We start from the raw sequence: 15,437 nt of genomic DNA on the forward strand, positions 1-15,437 counted from the left end.
TGCACACAGCGCCCGTGTGGCAGCGGGCGTGCCCGCGAAGAGGCCATCACAGGCAACGAAAACCCCTCAGGCTGTCGCCTCCACCGTGCCAATAAAATTCGCCAGCTCCGCTGTCTGCGGACGGGCAAACAACACCTTCGGATCGCCCACTTCATGCACTTTGCCGTGATGCATGAACACCAGTTTGTCGCCCACCTCCCGGGCAAAGCGCATTTCGTGGGTGACCATGATCAGCGTCATGCCTTCCTTCGCCAGTTGCCGCACCACGCTGAGCACTTCATTGACCAGCTCCGGGTCGAGCGCCGAAGTGATCTCGTCGCACAGCAACACCTTGGGCGACATCGCCAACGCCCGGGCGATCGCCACCCGCTGCTGCTGGCCGCCGGAGAGCCGATCCGGGAAGGCGTCGAACTTCTCCCCCAGCCCGACCCGTTCGAGCATCTGTCGCGCCAGCTCGGCTGCCTTGGTTTTCGGCACTTTCTGCACCACTTGCGGGGCGAGCATCACGTTTTCGCCGACGGTCAGGTGCGGGAACAGGTTGAACTGCTGGAACACCATGCCGACTTTCTGCCGCAGGCTGCGCAGGTCGGCGCGGGCCGCGTCGAGGTATTCGCCGTCGACTTCGATCACTCCGTCGTTGATCGACTCCAGGCCATTGAGGGTGCGCAGCAGGGTGGATTTGCCCGAGCCGCTGCGGCCGATGATCGCCACCACCTGGCCTTCCTCCACGCTCAGGTCGATGCCTTTGAGGACATGGTGGTCGCCGTAATATTTATGCAGGGCGGAAATTCTAAGCAGGGGCATGCAGTCTCCTTTCCAGGTAGCGCGCACTGAGGGACAAGGGGTAGCAGAGCAGGAAATAGCCGAGGGCGACGAGGCCGTAGACCATGAACGGTTCGAAGGTGGCGTTGGCGAGCATGCCGCCGGTCTTGGTCAGTTCGGTGAAGCCGATGATCGAGGTCACCGCCGTGCCTTTGACCACTTGCACCGAGAAGCCCACGGTCGGCGCCACGGCGATGCGCAGGGCTTGCGGCAGGATCACGTAGCGCAGTTGCTCCAGCGGATACATCGCCAGGCTCGACGAGGCCTCCCACTGACCGTTGGGAATCGCCTCGACGCAACCGCGCCAGATCTCCGCGAGATACGCGCTGGTGAACAGCGTCAGGGCAATCGCCGCCGCCATCCACGGTGAAATCTCCACCCCGGCCAGCGCCACACCGAAGAACACTAGAAACAGTTGCATCAGCAACGGCGTGCCCTGGAACAGTTCGATCCAGGTGCGGGCCAGGTAGCGGCTCGCGGGATTTTTCGAGATGCGCATGATCAGAATCAGCAAGCCGACGAGCCCGCCGCCGATGAACGCCACCAGCGACAACGCCAGCGTCCATTGCAGGCCGGTCAGCAGGTTGCGCAGGATGTCCCAGAAGGTGAAGTCGCTCATTGGTTGTTCCTGGCGATGAAGCGTTGACCGAACCAGTTCAGCAACTGGCGGATCAGCAGCGCCATGCACAAATAAAGGAGGGTGGTCAGGGCGTAGGTTTCAAAGGCGCGGAAATTGCGCGACTGAATGAAGTTGGCGGCGAAGCTCAACTCTTCGGTGGCGATCTGCGAACACACCGCCGAGCCGAGCATGACGATGATGATCTGGCTGCTCAGGGCCGGCCAGACCTTGCCCAGCGCCGGCAGCAAAACCACATGGCGAAACGCTTCGAAACGGCTCATCGCCAGCGCCGCTGCGGCTTCCAGTTGTCCACGCGGAATCGCCTGGATGCCGGCGCGGATGATTTCGGTCGAGTACGCGCCGAGGTTGACCACCATCGCCAGCACGGCCGCCTGCCACTCGGAAATCTGCACGCCGAGGGAAGGCAAGCCGAAAAAGATGAAAAACAGCTGCACCAGAAACGGCGTGTTGCGGATCAATTCGACGTAGACCCCGAAGATCGCCGAGAACGGGCGGATGTTCCACGCCCGCACCAGTGCCCCGACGATGCCCAGGCCCACCCCGAGCAGCGCGCCGATGGCCGTCAGCTCCAGGGTGAACAGCGCCCCGTGCAGCAGCAGGCCGGTGTTGTCCAGCACTGGCGAAAAATCAAACTGATAAGCCATGCGATGCCTCCCGTGCGCCCGTTCAGAGATCGGCCGGCAGCGGTTCTTTCAGCCAGGTCCGGGCGTTTTTCTCCAGCGCGCCGTCAGCCCTGGCTGTGGTCAGGATGTCGTTCACCTTGCCCAGCAGCGCCGGCTCGTTCTTGTTCACTCCGACGTAGACCGGGGAGTCCTTGAGCTTCACTTTCAGCGCCGGAACGCGTTTCGGGTTCTTCTCGCTGATTGCCACCATCACCACGTTGCCGCTGGCGATCAGGTCGACTTGTCCTGCAAGGTAGGCGGCGATGGTCGAGTTGTTGTCCTCGAAGCGCTTGATGGTCACGCCTTCGGGGGCGACTTTGGTGAGTTCGATGTCTTCGATGGCGCCACGGGTGACGCTGATGGTCTTGCCTTTCAGATCGTCCAGAGTGGCGACCGCCGCGTCCGGCGGGCCGAACACGGCGAGGTAGAACGGCGCGTAGGCGCGGGAGAAGTCGATGACTTTCTCGCGTTCCGGATTCTTGCCGAGGCTGGAAATCACCAGATCGACCTTGCCGGTGGTCAGGAACGGGATGCGGTTGGTGCTGTTGACCGGGGTCAGCTCGAGTTTGACCTTGAGTTGCTCGGCCAGCAGTTTCGCGGTGTCGATGTCCAGGCCGCGAGGCTGCATGTCCGGGCCGACCGAGCCGAACGGCGGGAAGTCCTGCGGCACCGCGACTTTCAGGGTGCCGCGCTTGATGACGTCATCCAGGCTGTCGGCGTGGGCGGGAACCTGGCTGAGCATCAGGCCGGCAAACAGGGCGGCGAGGAGGGCGCGGTAACGCTGGGTCATGGCAAATCTCCGGATCGGCGGAAGTGATTTCTGCGATCGGACAGAGCATGGGCCATGCCAACAGGCGCCTTTCTCAGCGGCAGGCCACGGGTTTGGCGGGTTTGTTCGGTCTTACTGGTCTGAACAGTCCATCCGGTTTTCGCACTCCGATAGCGCATCTGCCGCCGTTGCCGATCCCCCGTGGGGCACGACTTGCCGGGCGTGGCGAATAGCTTTACAACTAGCCGCACATTGGCCTGGCTCGTCTGGAAAACCATGAACTCGATCTCCCGCGCCGTACCCGAAGTGGCGCTGCAAGCGATCCGCAAACTGATTACCGAGCAGGGTTTCGGTCCGGGTGATGCGCTGCCTTCGCAGCGGGATCTGGCGCTGCAACTGGGGGTCAGCCGGGCATCGCTGCGCGAAGCCTTGTCATCGCTGAGTGCGCTGGGCGTGGTCAGCATTCAGCCGGGCAAGGGTGTGTTCGTGCAGTCGCCGGTGGACTTGCCGCCAGGCGACAGCGCGCCAGCCTGGCCGTTTGCGACCCAGGCCTCGCCGCTGGAAATCTTCCAGTTGCGCTACGCGCTGGAAGGGTTCGCGGCCGGGTTGGCGGCGTTGACGCTGAGCACCAACGATCTGGATGAACTGGAAGACAACGTCGCCGCCATGCGCGAGCAGTTGCGCGGCGGCGACTTCGAGGCAGCGGCGAAACTGGATTTCGAATTCCACCGGCGGATCCTGCTCGCCAGCGGCAATCAGGCGATGTTGAGCATCCTCACCGCCAGCGCCGACATCTTTCTGGAAAGCCAGAAACTACCGTTCATCCGCGCCGAGCGGGCGATGGAAACCTGGCAGGAACATCGCAAGATCCTCCGCGCCCTGGCTCGCCGGGCCTCGGCGGCAGCACAGAAAGCCATGCAGGAACACGTGCGCAACGCCGCCCTGCGCACTGGAATCGCCTTCATCGCCCCCGCCGGCGCGTGACTTGAGCTATACCCAGACTCATGGGGCGCCATAGCAAGACTCAATCATCTGCGGCTTCCTGAACAGGGGAAGGGCGGCTATGATGGGCCACGTTTTTTTGCTTACAACCTGGAGAATTCCATGAGCAGCGATCTGATCAAACACGTTAGCGACGCTAGCTTCGAAGCTGACGTACTCAAGGCCGAAGGCGCTGTCCTGGTCGACTACTGGGCTGAATGGTGCGGCCCTTGCAAAATGATCGCTCCGGTTCTGGACGAGATTGCCGAGACTTACAAAGGCAAGCTGACCGTTGCCAAGCTGAACATCGACGAGAACCAGGAAACCCCGGCCAAGCACGGCGTACGTGGTATCCCGACCCTGATGCTGTTCAAGAACGGCAACGTTGAAGCGACCAAGGTCGGCGCTCTGTCGAAGTCGCAACTGGCTGCTTTCCTCGACGCCAACATCTGAGCGTCGCTGTAAAGTGTGCTGAAAAAAGCCCCGCAAATCGCGGGGCTTTTTGCGTATTCAGGGCTAGACGCTCCGAAATCCAGGTGGTACATTCGGCCCCGCACTGGTTTCTCCACTGCCCCCTGCAAGCCGTCGCCGACGCACTCCTTTCGAACAAGTACGCGATCCTGTCGCCTTCTCCGCGGCGCGGCCTCATTAAGCCAAAAGCTTAATTTCCCCCCCTCCATAAATGATTACGTCATTCCTATATGAATCTGACTGAACTCAAGCAAAAGCCGATTACCGAACTGCTCGAATTGGCCGAACAGATGGGCATAGAAAATATGGCCCGTTCGCGCAAGCAGGACGTGATTTTCTCCCTGCTGAAAAAGCACGCTAAAAGCGGCGAGGAAATCTCCGGTGATGGCGTGCTGGAGATTCTCCAGGACGGCTTCGGCTTCCTGCGCTCCGCTGACGCTTCCTATCTCGCCGGCCCTGATGACATCTACGTCTCGCCGAGCCAGATCCGCCGTTTCAACTTGCGCACCGGTGACACCATCGTTGGCAAGATCCGCCCTCCGAAGGAAGGCGAGCGGTACTTCGCCCTGCTCAAGGTCGACACGATCAACTTCGATCGTCCGGAGAACGCGAAGAACAAGATTCTCTTCGAGAACCTGACCCCGCTGTTCCCGAACGTGCGCATGAAGATGGAAGCCGGCAACGGTTCCACCGAAGACCTGACCGGTCGTGTGATCGATCTGTGCGCGCCGATCGGCAAGGGCCAGCGTGGCCTGATCGTCGCACCGCCGAAGGCCGGTAAAACGATCATGCTGCAAAACATCGCCGCGAATATCGCGCGTAACAATCCTGAAGTTCACCTGATCGTGCTGTTGATCGACGAGCGTCCGGAAGAAGTGACCGAAATGCAGCGCACCGTGCGCGGCGAAGTGGTTGCCTCGACCTTCGACGAGCCGCCGACCCGTCACGTACAGGTAGCTGAAATGGTGATCGAGAAGGCCAAGCGCCTGGTGGAACACAAGAAAGACGTGGTGATCCTGCTCGACTCCATCACCCGTCTGGCCCGCGCCTACAACACCGTGATCCCGAGCTCCGGCAAGGTGCTGACCGGTGGTGTCGATGCCCACGCCCTGGAGAAACCGAAGCGTTTCTTCGGCGCCGCGCGCAACATCGAAGAAGGCGGCTCGCTGACCATTATCGCCACCGCGCTGGTTGAAACCGGCTCGAAGATGGACGAAGTGATCTACGAAGAGTTCAAGGGTACCGGCAACATGGAACTGCCTCTGGATCGCAAGATCGCCGAGAAGCGCGTGTTCCCGGCGATCAACATCAACCGTTCCGGCACCCGCCGCGAAGAGTTGCTGACCGCCGACGACGAACTGCAGCGCATGTGGATCCTGCGCAAGCTGCTGCACCCGATGGACGAAGTTGCCGCCATCGAGTTCCTGGTCGACAAGCTGAAAACGACCAAGACCAACGACGAGTTCTTCCTGTCGATGAAGCGCAAGTAACCGCGTCGGTTGAGTCCAAAAATGGCGCCCCTGGTGGGGCGCCATTTTTTTTGCCGGTTTTCCGTCCGGTAGATGGGAGGTTTTGAGTCGTCTAAGGTCATTTGTTGGCACAACAAAAAGCAGCGTCCGCGAGCCTCTTCGAGAGGTATGGCGTCTGTACAAAAAACAACCATCTGATTGGCATTAAGGTTTTATGAGCACACTCGCTTATCGAAGGGATATCGACGGCTTGCGCGCAGTCGCAGTGATTGCCGTGGTGCTGTTCCACTTTGGCGTCCCTGGGTTTACCGGCGGGTTTGTCGGCGTGGACGTGTTTTTCGTGATTTCCGGTTATCTGATCACCTCGATCATCTGGAACCAGCGCCAGGCTGGTCGTTTCAGTTTCGTCGAGTTCTGGGCGCGCCGGGCGCGACGGATTCTGCCGGCGCTGTTCGCGATGATCGTCGCTGTGCTGGCGGTGGGCTGGTTCCTGCTGGCGCCCAAGGATTACGAAGAGCTGGGGCGTTCGGTGCGCTATCAGGTGATGTTCGTCTCGAACATCCTGTTCATGCGCCAGGACGGCTATTTCGATGTCGCCTCGGATCTCAAACCGCTGCTGCACACATGGTCGCTGGCGGTGGAAGAGCAGTTCTACATCATTTTCCCGTTGTTGCTGACCCTGCTGTCGAGCCGCTTGAAACACTGGCGGCTGGCGCTGTTTGGCGTGTTGCTGCTGTCGTTCGGCCTGAGTGTATGGGCGGTCGGTCAGCATCCGGAAAAGGCCTTCTTCCTGCTGCCGATGCGCGCCTGGGAGCTGCTGGCCGGTGCGATGCTGGCGATTGCGCCCAAGCACGGCTGGCGACTCAAGCCAATGGCGGCGCAATGGCTGAGCCTGCTCGGCATGGGGCTGATCCTGCTGGCGGTGTTCGGTTATGACAAGAGCACGCCGTTCCCCGGCGCGGCGGCGTTGCTGCCGGTACTGGGCGTGGTGGCGCTGATTCTGGCCAACGGTCATCGCCAGACCTGGGTGGGGCAGTGCTTGAGCAGTCGGCTGATGGTCGGTCTCGGTCTGATTTCCTATTCCTGGTATTTGTGGCACTGGCCGGTGTTCGTGTTTTCCAGTTACGCGAGCGTCGATGAACCCGGCCTGCTCGACAGCGCAGGGCTGATTCTGCTGACCCTGGTGCTGGGTTACCTGTCGTGGAAGTTCGTCGAGACGCCGTTTCGCGAGCGGCGCGTGTTCGCCGGACGGCGGCAGATCCTTCTCGCCGGTGCATGCGGTGTGCTGGTGCTCGGCCTGGCCGGGCAGACCCTGCGCTGGACCGACGGCCTGCCATGGCGCCTGTCCGATCAGGCCCTGCAATACGCCAAGGGGCGCGACTGGCGGCCGGAGCTGATGGCCTGCCTGGCCGACGACAAGACCCCCGACGACAAACTGTTCTGCCACTACGGCGCCGACAACCGGCCGTCCCGGGCGCTGGTCTGGGGTGACAGCCACGCCACGGCGCTGATTCCGGTATTCGATGACGGCGCCAAGGCCCATGGGGTCAGCGTGATTCTGGCCAGTTCTCCCGGTTGCCTGCCGCTGGAGGGCCTTGAGCACGATGCCCGTTGCGCGCGGTTCAACCAGCGCGTCGAACAGGCGCTCAAGCCGCAAGCCGTCAGTGACGTGGTGCTGGTGGCGCGCTGGAGTCTGTATCTCTATGGCGACGCCAAGGGTGATCTGGGCCACGCGCTGAGAAAACCCGACGGGCATTACGAGCGCGCCGCCGCCGAGCAGCGTCTGGCCGATGGCCTGCGGGCACGGATCGCGCAATTGCGCGCGGGCGGGCATCGGGTCTGGCTGGTCAAGGAGGCGCCGCTGCAGGCCTTCAGCCCGCCGTATCGCCTCACGCGGCTGGCGATGCTCGATCGTCCGGTGGATGACGTCGGTCTGGCGGTCGCCGAGCATCACAAGCGTCAGGCTTTCATCAGCCAGTTGTTCGCGCAACTGGCACAGGACCCGGCGGTGCGGGTGATCGATCCGGCGCCACGGCTGTGCGATGAAAGCGGTCTGTGCCGCGCCGAACTCAATGGCTACTCGCTGTACACCGATGACAACCATCTCTCGGAAGTCGGCGCGCGGTTCGTGGCTCCGATCCTCGAGCCGCTGTTTGTTGGCCTGCAGGCCGGGGTGAAGCTTGAAAAAGGTCGGGTGAATGCAGCCAAGTAAGCGCTGACGGGCTGCCAGCAGCCGGCATAGCAGGTAGGATGTACGCCTATTTTGAGGGTGCCATCGTCAATGAAATTCAAGGATCTTCGGGATTTCGTGCAGCAGCTTGAGCAGCGCGGAGAGTTGAAACGCATCCAGATTCCCGTTTCGCCGGTGCTGGAAATGACCGAGGTGTGCGACCGCACGCTACGGGCCAAAGGCCCGGCACTGCTGTTCGAGAAGCCGACCGGCTACGACATTCCGGTGCTCGGCAACCTGTTCGGCACCCCTGAGCGTGTCGCCATGGGCATGGGCGCCGAGTCGGTCAGCGAGCTGCGCGAGATCGGCAAACTGCTGGCCTTCCTCAAGGAGCCGGAGCCACCGAAGGGCTTGAAGGACGCGTGGTCGAAGCTGCCGATCTTCCGCAAGATCATCGCGATGGCACCGAAAGTGGTCAAAGACGCCCCGTGCCAGGAAGTGGTCATCGAAGGCGATGACGTCGATCTGGCCATGCTGCCGGTGCAGACCTGCTGGCCGGGCGATGTTGCCCCGCTGATCACCTGGGGCCTGACCGTCACCAAAGGCCCGAACAAGGATCGCCAGAACCTCGGCATCTACCGTCAGCAAGTGATCGGCCGCAACAAGGTCATCATGCGCTGGCTTAGCCACCGTGGTGGCGCACTGGATTTTCGCGAGTGGTGCGAAAAGCATCCGGGCCAGCCATTCCCGGTGTCGGTGGCCCTTGGCGCCGATCCGGCAACCATTCTCGGCGCGGTCACGCCGGTGCCGGACAGCCTCTCCGAATACGCTTTTGCCGGGCTGCTGCGCGATAGCCGCACGGAGCTGGTGAAGTGCCGTGGCAACGACCTGCAAGTGCCGGCCACCGCCGAAATCATCCTCGAAGGCGTGATCCATCCGGGCGAGATGGCCGACGAAGGTCCGTACGGCGACCACACCGGTTACTACAACGAAGTCGACAGCTTCCCGGTGTTCACCGTCGAGCGCATCACCCACCGGATCAAACCGATCTACCACAGCACCTACACCGGGCGTCCGCCGGATGAGCCGGCGATCCTCGGCGTGGCGCTGAACGAAGTGTTCGTGCCGATCCTGCAGAAGCAGTTCCCGGAAATCACCGACTTCTACTTGCCGCCGGAAGGCTGCTCGTACCGCATGGCCGTGGTGACGATGAAGAAGTCGTATCCGGGGCATGCCAAGCGCGTGATGCTCGGTGTCTGGTCGTTTTTGCGACAGTTCATGTACACCAAGTTCGTTATCGTCACCGACGACGATATCAACGCCCGGGACTGGAACGACGTGATCTGGGCCATCACCACGCGCATGGACCCCAAGCGCGACACGGTGATGATCGACAACACGCCGATCGACTACCTCGACTTCGCTTCGCCGGTTTCCGGACTTGGCTCGAAAATGGGCCTGGATGCCACCCACAAGTGGCCGGGCGAAACCACTCGCGAATGGGGCCGCGTGATCGTCAAGGACGACGCCGTCACCCAGCGGATCGATGCCATCTGGAATCAGTTAGGAATAGATTGATGCGTGTAACCCTGCAGCCCTCCGGAGCGGTGCTTGAGATACGGCCCGGAGAGCGGATTCTCGATGGTGCGCGGCGCCTGGGCTACGAATGCCCGCAAAGCTGCCGCAATGGCAATTGCCATGTGTGTGCGGCGCTGCTGGTGGAAGGCCGGGTCGAACAGTCCGGCAAGGTGCATGACCACGGCGAGTTCTACACTTGCATAGCCGAGCCGCTGGAAGACTGCATCGTGCTGTGGGATGGCGTGCTCGCGCTGGGAGAACTGCCGGTGCGCAGCCTGTCGTGTCAGGTCATCGAATGCCGGGACGTCGGCGGCGATACCTGGCGCGTGCGTCTGCGGGCGCCGGCGGGCAAGCCGCCGCGTTATCACGCCGGTCAGTACTTGATGATCGAGCGCGAGAGCGGTGAGAAATCGGCGTTCTCCATGGCCTCGGCGCCGCACGGCGGGCGTGACCTGGAAATCCATGTGCTGGCGCGCGAATCCAGTGCGCTGAACCTGATCCGGCAATTGCAGCGCAACCCGCTGGTGCGGGTCGAGCTGCCATTCGGCGACACCCATCTTGCGGAACTGCCGGACGGGCCGCTGGTGTTGATCGCGGCCGGCACCGGCATGGGGCAGATTCACAGTCTGATCGAGCATTGCCGTGCAGCCGGCTTCAAACATCCGGTGCATCTGTACTGGGGCGTGCGGCGGCCGGAAGATTTCTACCAGATCGAACATTGGGACGAATGGCTGAAGTTGCCCAATCTGTACCTGCACAAAGTGGTCAGCGATCAGTGCGGCTGGGAAGGGCGCTGCGGGATGTTGCACGAAGCGGTGTGCGAGGATTTCCCCGATCTCAAGCCCCTGCACGTCTACGCCAGCGGCTCGCCGGCCATGGTCTATGGCACCCTGGATGCGCTGGTGGAAGCGGGCATGGATGCGCATCAGATGCGCGCCGATGTGTTCGCGTACGCGCCGCGCTCTTGAGCCGCGCTCTTGAGTCGTTATAACTCTCTATATAGCCGATCGGTATTTATGTAATTGCATAAATATCGGTAGGTTATATATCAATCAGGCAATTATTAAGAAGCGTGCCACGGCATTTAAAATGCCTTAAAAGATATGTGCCTTATTGTTACAGCGGTGCGTTCTATTAAGTAATTCTTCACCCGCGGGGAGCTGAACGCTATTCGCCATGAGTGCCATCGAAAACACTTTTCTGAACCTGGCTTACCCTCCAAGGCTTGATCTCGGGGCGCAGCTGACCCACGAACAACTTCTCGCTTCCATGCAATCGACCATGGCGCGCCACAAGGGCGGGCCGGTGTGGCTGTTCGCCTACGGATCGTTGATCTGGCGCCCGGAATGCACGGCGGTGGAGCGGGTGCGCGGTCGGGTGCATGGCTATCATCGCGGCTTGTACCTGTGGTCCCACGAGCACCGGGGTACGCCGGAAATGCCGGGGCTGGTGTTCGGTCTGGATCGTGGCGGTTCATGCAGCGGGTTCGCCTACCGCCTGCCGGAAGACAATCTCGACAGCGCGCTGTACGCCTTGTGGAAGCGCGAAATGCCAGTGCCGTCCTATCGGCCACACTGGCTCAACTGCCGTCTCGAAGATGGCAGCCAGGTTCAGGCTTTGGGATTTGTCCTGGAGCGGCACCTGCCCAGCTATGCCGGCAACTTGCCGGATCATGTGCTGAGCCAGGTGTTCGAAAGCGCTTGCGGGCGTTACGGCACGACGCGCGACTATGTCGAGCAGACCGCCCACGCCCTGCGCAGCCACGCCATGCCAGACCGGAATCTGGAGGCGCGGCTCAAGCGCTGTAAATCAAAAGCCGATCAGGCGATCGCTTCGCGGCTCTGACTGGCAGCTTGCTTGTGCATCAGGGTCGGGGCCAGGAAGGCCATCGACAGCAGGCAAGCGCCTACCAACAGCACGAAACCGCCGTCCCAGCCGAAGTGGTCGACGGTGTAACCCATCGCCGCGCTCGCCGCGACTGAACCACCCAGATACCCGAACAGGCCGGTGAAACCCGCCGCAGTGCCGGCAGCTTTCTTCGGTGCCAGTTCCAGCGCCTGCAGGCCGATCAGCATCACCGGGCCGTAGATCAGGAAGCCGATGGAGAACAGCGCGATCATGTCGACGGTCGGGTTGCCGGCCGGGTTCAGCCAGTAGACCAGGGTCGCCACGGTCACCAGCGCCATGAACACCATGCCGGTCAGGCCACGGTTGCCACGGAAGATCTTGTCCGACATCCAGCCGCACAGCAGCGTGCCCGGAATGCCTGCCCACTCATAGAAGAAATAGGCCCACGAAGTCTTGTCGACGTCGAAGTGCTTGGCTTCCTTGAGGTAGGTCGGCGCCCAGTCCAGCACGCCGTAGCGCAGCAGGTAGACGAAGACGTTGGCCAAGGCGATGTACCAGAGCATTTTGTTGCGCAGCACGTATTTGACGAAGATTTCCTTGGCGCTGAATTCGTCTTCGTGGCTGGCGTCGTAGCCTTCCGGGTAGTCGTCCTTGTACTTCTCGATCGGCGGCAGGCCGACCGATTGTGGGGTGTCGCGCATGGTGATGAAGGCAAACGCCGCCACCGCCAGGGCGACCGCCGCCGGCACGTAGAACGCCGCGTGCCAGTCGTTGAACAGGCCCATGCCGAGCAGGAACAGCGGGCCGATCAGACCGCCGCCGACGTTATGCGCCACGTTCCACACCGACACCACGCCGCCACGTTCTTTCTGCGACCACCAGTGGACCATGGTGCGACCGCTCGGCGGCCAGCCCATGCCCTGGGCCCAGCCGTTGATGAACAGCAGGATGAACATCATGGTCACACTGGACGTGGCCCATGGCGCGAAACCGAAAATGAACATCACCCCGGCCGATACCAGCAGACCGAATGGCAGGAAGTAACGCGGGTTGGAACGGTCGGACACCAGGCCCATCAGGAACTTGGACAGACCGTAGGCGATGGCGATGGCCGACATCGCCAGACCCAGGTCGCCACGGCTGTAGCCCTCGTCGATCAGGTACGGCATGGCCAGGGAGAAGTTCTTGCGCAGCAGGTAGTAACCCGCATAACCAAAGAAGATACCGGCGAAGATCTGCCAGCGCAGGCGTCGGTAGGTGCTGTCTATTTTTTCTTCAGGCAGGGGAGCCTGATGTGCGGCAGGTCGAAAGAAAGCAAACATTCAAGAGCTCCAGATTTCTTGTTTTGACTGCGGATGCGAATGTTACAGTTTCGTTACCGAAAATAGCACCGCTTCCCATCGGCAAAACAGCGGAAATGTTGGAAGTCGAGCGTTCCTTTATGAACATGTCGCTCAGATGTAAGAGCAGGACGTTGTGGGAAACATTACATATCTGCGTGGAAAGGAGCAGGAGCGCGATCCGGACCCTTGTGCAGGAGTCCGGATCGCCCGTCCGATTCAGCGCACCTGCACCACCACCTTGCCCACAGCCTTGCGCTGTCCGAGATCGTTGATCGCCTGGGCTGCGTTGCTCAGCGGATACACCTGCGACACCAGCGGTTTCAGCTTGCCCTCGGCGAACCAGCCGAACAGTTGCTGGAAGTTCGCCGCGTTGTCCTGAGGCTGACGCTGGGCGAACGAACCCCAGAATACGCCGAGGACCGCCGCCCCCTTGAGCAGGGCGAGGTTGACCGGCAGCTCGGGAATCCGCCCGCTGGCGAAACCGACCACCAGCAGGCGGCCGTTCCAGGCGATGGCACGGATGGCCTGGTCGAACAGGTCGCCGCCGACCGGGTCGTAGATCACATCGGCGCCCTGGCCGTCGGTGAGGCGTTTGATTTCGTCCTTGAGGCTGGTTTCGCTGTAGTTGATCAGTTCGTCGGCGCCGGCCGCCTTGGCTACCGCGAGTTTTTCCGCGCTGCTGGCGGCGGCGATCACCCGGGCGCCCATGGCTTTGCCGATTTCCACCGCCGCCAGGCCAACGCCGCCGGACGCACCCAATACCAGCAGGGTTTCACCCGGCTGCAGGTTGCCGCGTTGTTTGAGGGCGTGCATCGACGTGCCGTAGGTCATGCTGAACGCGGCGGCGGTGTTGAAATCCATCGATGGTGGAATCGGCAGCACGTTGTAGCCCGGCACCGCGACCTGCTCGGCGAAGCTGCCCCAGCCCGTCAGGGCCATGACCCGGTCGCCGACTTTCAGATGGCTGATCTTTTCGCCCACCGCGCCGACCACGCCGGCCGCTTCACCACCCGGGGAAAACGGGAAGGGTGGCTTGAACTGGTATTTGCCCTCGATGATCAGCGTGTCGGGAAAGTTGACCCCGGCAGCGTGAACCTCCAGCAGGATTTCGTTCTTCTTCGCGACAGGACTGGCGACGTCTTCCAGCACCAGCGATTCGGCAGGGCCGAAGGCTTTGCACAGCACGGCTTTCATCAGGGCTATTCCTTTGGGAGTGATGGCCGATAAGTGTAGGTGTGGCGGTCGACCGGTCAACGAGCATGCCCGGGCCTGATAGTCAGCCATAAGCTTGTGCTTGCGCGGCGGGTCGTTATGCTAGGCCGCAAACCGGATAAGGAGCGAATTGTGAAAGCGTGGATCATGTTGTTGCTGGCCCTGTCTCTGCCTGTGGCAGCGCTGGCCGAAGAAGCCAAAGAAGGCGAGGCGCCGAAGGTCAACTACATCTCTCTGAGCCCGCCGTTCGTGGGCAACTACGGGTTGGACGGCACACCGAAACTCAAGGTCTACAAGGCCGACGTGGCGTTGCGCGTGACGGGCGACGAGGCGACCAAACTGGTCAAGGCCAACGAGCCGCTGATTCGCAATCAACTGGTGGCGCTGTTCGCCCAGCAGACCACCGAGACCATGAACAGTGTCGAAGCCAAGGAAAAACTGCGTCAGGAAGCCTTGAAGCAGACCCAGCAAGTGATGAATGACGAAACCGGCAAACCGGTGGTCGAGGATCTGTTGTTCAACAACCTGATCATTCAGTAAGGCTTCTGCTGTCCGGGCGAGCCCATTTGCGAGCAAGCCCGCTCTCACCGGTTGTTGTGGGAGCGGGCTTGCTCGCGAAAGCCTTCTTTCGCCCAGACCATGGCTCAGGGTTTGAGGGCAATCACCGTTGCCCATTGCTCCGGTGTCACCGGCATCACCGACAGCCGCGAACCCTTCTGCACCAGGGGCATCTCGGCCAGTGCGGTCTGCTGTTTCAGGTAATCAAGCTTCAAAACCCGCGCAAACGTCTCGACGTGGCCGACATCGATGGCGCTCCAGGCGTTTTTCTCCGCCGTGGCCTTGGGGTCGAAGTAATGATTCTCCGGCTCCAGTGCCGTCGGATCCGGATACGCCGCTTCGACGATCCGGCCGATGCCGGCGATTCCTGGCTCCGGGCAACTGGAGTGATAGAAAAAGAATTCGTCCCCCACCGCCATCGCCCGCAGGAAATTGCGCGCCTGATAGTTGCGCACGCCGTCCCAGCGCGCCTTGCCGAGCTTTTCCAGGCCTTTGATCGAGAGTTCGTCGGGCTCGGATTTCATCAGCCAGTAGGCCATGGTTTTTGCTCCTCGCGGGGTGGTTGGGCAAGTTGTCGGGCAATTTTATGACAAACCGACGGTCGGTTGGCGCCAGCATTTGCGCGTTGGGTCACGTTGCCGCAAAATGCCGGCCTTTATTGCTTGACGCTGCTGCACGGCCTACGAATGGAAACCGCTGCTGTCATCGTGATGATGTGCCTTGAGGGGGGCAATCGATGAAACGCAAACCGGATTTGCTGTGGACTTTGGTTATTTTGTTTGGCCTGGGCGTCGTGACCACCGGTTATGCGCAAAGCCTGTGGGCGAACAAGGCCGATGCTCCGATTGAAGTGGCGCAACAAGTACAACAGTCGACAGCCTTCAAGCGCTGAACACTGCCCTCCCGGCGTCGCC

The 15,437-nt window shown here is 61.5% G+C and carries 16 protein-coding genes; 9 read left to right on the plus strand and 7 right to left on the minus strand.

All coding sequences use genetic code 11. The annotated features are described in order from the left end of the window. Positions 1-66: 66 nt before the first annotated feature. From KVQ74_RS01875 to KVQ74_RS01890, 4 genes are read right to left on the minus strand one after another with little or no spacing between them, the layout of a single operon-like run. Positions 67-804 carry an amino acid ABC transporter ATP-binding protein gene (locus KVQ74_RS01875; RefSeq protein ID WP_217829305.1) on the minus strand — a complete coding sequence of 246 codons (738 nt, stop codon included), beginning with the start codon at positions 802-804 and terminating at the stop codon, positions 67-69. After that, the gene (locus KVQ74_RS01880; protein WP_217829306.1) at positions 791-1,441 is read right to left on the minus strand and encodes an amino acid ABC transporter permease; all 651 of its coding nucleotides are present in this window, start codon (positions 1,439-1,441) and stop codon (positions 791-793) included. Before KVQ74_RS01880 ends, KVQ74_RS01875 begins: the two co-directional genes overlap by 14 nt. Beyond that, the gene (locus KVQ74_RS01885) at positions 1,438-2,106 is read right to left on the minus strand and encodes an amino acid ABC transporter permease (protein WP_217829307.1); all 669 of its coding nucleotides are present in this window, start codon (positions 2,104-2,106) and stop codon (positions 1,438-1,440) included. The genes KVQ74_RS01880 and KVQ74_RS01885 overlap by 4 nt, the downstream gene beginning before the upstream one ends. 22 nt (positions 2,107-2,128) lie before the next feature. Further along, positions 2,129-2,914, minus strand: a complete 786-nt coding sequence (locus KVQ74_RS01890; protein WP_217829308.1) for a transporter substrate-binding domain-containing protein — start codon at positions 2,912-2,914, stop codon at positions 2,129-2,131. Between the two features lie 255 nt (positions 2,915-3,169). Between KVQ74_RS01890 and KVQ74_RS01895 the strand changes: the two genes are divergently transcribed. The 7 genes from KVQ74_RS01895 (at position 3,170) to KVQ74_RS01925 (ending at position 11,407) form a co-directional block, all read left to right on the plus strand. Continuing rightward, positions 3,170-3,877 (plus strand): FadR/GntR family transcriptional regulator, encoded by a 708-nt coding sequence (locus KVQ74_RS01895; RefSeq protein ID WP_217829309.1) that lies wholly within the window; start codon positions 3,170-3,172, stop codon positions 3,875-3,877. 120 nt (positions 3,878-3,997) lie between these two features. Continuing rightward, complete coding sequence (gene trxA, locus KVQ74_RS01900; protein WP_003206727.1) at positions 3,998-4,327, plus strand: thioredoxin TrxA; 330 nt, start codon at positions 3,998-4,000, stop codon at positions 4,325-4,327. Between the two features lie 248 nt (positions 4,328-4,575). Continuing rightward, positions 4,576-5,835 carry a transcription termination factor Rho gene (rho, locus tag KVQ74_RS01905; protein WP_217829310.1) on the plus strand — a complete coding sequence of 420 codons (1,260 nt, stop codon included), beginning with the start codon at positions 4,576-4,578 and terminating at the stop codon, positions 5,833-5,835. 193 nt (positions 5,836-6,028) lie between these two features. Further along, complete coding sequence (locus KVQ74_RS01910) at positions 6,029-8,026, plus strand: acyltransferase family protein (RefSeq protein WP_217829311.1); 1,998 nt, start codon at positions 6,029-6,031, stop codon at positions 8,024-8,026. A gap of 69 nt (positions 8,027-8,095) precedes the next feature. Next, positions 8,096-9,562, plus strand: coding sequence for a 4-hydroxy-3-polyprenylbenzoate decarboxylase (gene ubiD, locus KVQ74_RS01915; RefSeq protein ID WP_007951823.1), 1,467 nt, complete (start codon positions 8,096-8,098; stop codon positions 9,560-9,562). After that, the gene (locus KVQ74_RS01920) at positions 9,562-10,530 is read left to right on the plus strand and encodes a CDP-6-deoxy-delta-3,4-glucoseen reductase (protein WP_217829312.1); all 969 of its coding nucleotides are present in this window, start codon (positions 9,562-9,564) and stop codon (positions 10,528-10,530) included. Before ubiD ends, KVQ74_RS01920 begins: the two co-directional genes overlap by 1 nt. 208 nt (positions 10,531-10,738) lie before the next feature. Beyond that, positions 10,739-11,407: a gamma-glutamylcyclotransferase gene (locus tag KVQ74_RS01925; RefSeq protein WP_217829313.1), complete on the plus strand. Its 669-nt coding sequence runs from the start codon at positions 10,739-10,741 to the stop codon at positions 11,405-11,407. Here the strand turns inward: KVQ74_RS01925 and glpT are convergent. Together glpT and KVQ74_RS01935 are read right to left on the minus strand one after the other, a co-directional pair. Continuing rightward, positions 11,383-12,732: a glycerol-3-phosphate transporter gene (gene glpT / locus KVQ74_RS01930; protein ID WP_217829314.1), complete on the minus strand. Its 1,350-nt coding sequence runs from the start codon at positions 12,730-12,732 to the stop codon at positions 11,383-11,385. The two genes, KVQ74_RS01925 and glpT, sit on opposite strands and share 25 nt — an antisense overlap. Positions 12,733-12,969: 237 nt before the next feature. Further along, positions 12,970-13,947 (minus strand): NADPH:quinone oxidoreductase family protein, encoded by a 978-nt coding sequence (locus KVQ74_RS01935; RefSeq protein WP_217829315.1) that lies wholly within the window; start codon positions 13,945-13,947, stop codon positions 12,970-12,972. Between the two features lie 150 nt (positions 13,948-14,097). Between KVQ74_RS01935 and KVQ74_RS01940 the strand changes: the two genes are divergently transcribed. Beyond that, entirely contained in the window at positions 14,098-14,505 is a 408-nt protein-coding gene (locus tag KVQ74_RS01940; protein ID WP_217829316.1) for a flagellar basal body-associated protein FliL, read from the plus strand. A 104-nt stretch (positions 14,506-14,609) separates the two neighbouring features. Here KVQ74_RS01940 and KVQ74_RS01945 read toward each other — a convergent pair whose 3' ends face one another. After that, positions 14,610-15,062 (minus strand): EVE domain-containing protein, encoded by a 453-nt coding sequence (locus tag KVQ74_RS01945; protein WP_217829317.1) that lies wholly within the window; start codon positions 15,060-15,062, stop codon positions 14,610-14,612. A 197-nt stretch (positions 15,063-15,259) separates the two neighbouring features. Between KVQ74_RS01945 and KVQ74_RS01950 the strand changes: the two genes are divergently transcribed. Beyond that, positions 15,260-15,415, plus strand: a complete 156-nt coding sequence (locus tag KVQ74_RS01950; protein WP_007911192.1) for a hypothetical protein — start codon at positions 15,260-15,262, stop codon at positions 15,413-15,415. Positions 15,416-15,437: the final 22 nt, after the last annotated feature.

Source organism: Pseudomonas botevensis, assembly GCF_019145475.1.
Lineage (GTDB): Bacteria > Pseudomonadota > Gammaproteobacteria > Pseudomonadales > Pseudomonadaceae > Aquipseudomonas > Aquipseudomonas botevensis.

What these genes read in the sequence shown, in the direction of transcription:
- KVQ74_RS01875 (WP_217829305.1), bottom strand. Translation starts at nt 804, where the DNA reads ATGCCCCTGCTTAGAATTTCCGCCCTGCATAAATATTACGGCGACCAC.
- KVQ74_RS01880 (WP_217829306.1), bottom strand. Translation starts at nt 1,441, where the DNA reads ATGAGCGACTTCACCTTCTGGGACATCCTGCGCAACCTGCTGACCGGC.
- KVQ74_RS01885 (WP_217829307.1), bottom strand. Translation starts at nt 2,106, where the DNA reads ATGGCTTATCAGTTTGATTTTTCGCCAGTGCTGGACAACACCGGCCTG.
- KVQ74_RS01890 (WP_217829308.1), bottom strand. Translation starts at nt 2,914, where the DNA reads ATGACCCAGCGTTACCGCGCCCTCCTCGCCGCCCTGTTTGCCGGCCTG.
- KVQ74_RS01895 (WP_217829309.1), top strand. Translation starts at nt 3,170, where the DNA reads ATGAACTCGATCTCCCGCGCCGTACCCGAAGTGGCGCTGCAAGCGATC.
- trxA (WP_003206727.1), top strand. Translation starts at nt 3,998, where the DNA reads ATGAGCAGCGATCTGATCAAACACGTTAGCGACGCTAGCTTCGAAGCT.
- rho (WP_217829310.1), top strand. Translation starts at nt 4,576, where the DNA reads ATGAATCTGACTGAACTCAAGCAAAAGCCGATTACCGAACTGCTCGAA.
- KVQ74_RS01910 (WP_217829311.1), top strand. Translation starts at nt 6,029, where the DNA reads ATGAGCACACTCGCTTATCGAAGGGATATCGACGGCTTGCGCGCAGTC.
- ubiD (WP_007951823.1), top strand. Translation starts at nt 8,096, where the DNA reads ATGAAATTCAAGGATCTTCGGGATTTCGTGCAGCAGCTTGAGCAGCGC.
- KVQ74_RS01920 (WP_217829312.1), top strand. Translation starts at nt 9,562, where the DNA reads ATGCGTGTAACCCTGCAGCCCTCCGGAGCGGTGCTTGAGATACGGCCC.
- KVQ74_RS01925 (WP_217829313.1), top strand. Translation starts at nt 10,739, where the DNA reads ATGAGTGCCATCGAAAACACTTTTCTGAACCTGGCTTACCCTCCAAGG.
- glpT (WP_217829314.1), bottom strand. Translation starts at nt 12,732, where the DNA reads ATGTTTGCTTTCTTTCGACCTGCCGCACATCAGGCTCCCCTGCCTGAA.
- KVQ74_RS01935 (WP_217829315.1), bottom strand. Translation starts at nt 13,947, where the DNA reads ATGAAAGCCGTGCTGTGCAAAGCCTTCGGCCCTGCCGAATCGCTGGTG.
- KVQ74_RS01945 (WP_217829317.1), bottom strand. Translation starts at nt 15,062, where the DNA reads ATGGCCTACTGGCTGATGAAATCCGAGCCCGACGAACTCTCGATCAAA.
- KVQ74_RS01950 (WP_007911192.1), top strand. Translation starts at nt 15,260, where the DNA reads ATGAAACGCAAACCGGATTTGCTGTGGACTTTGGTTATTTTGTTTGGC.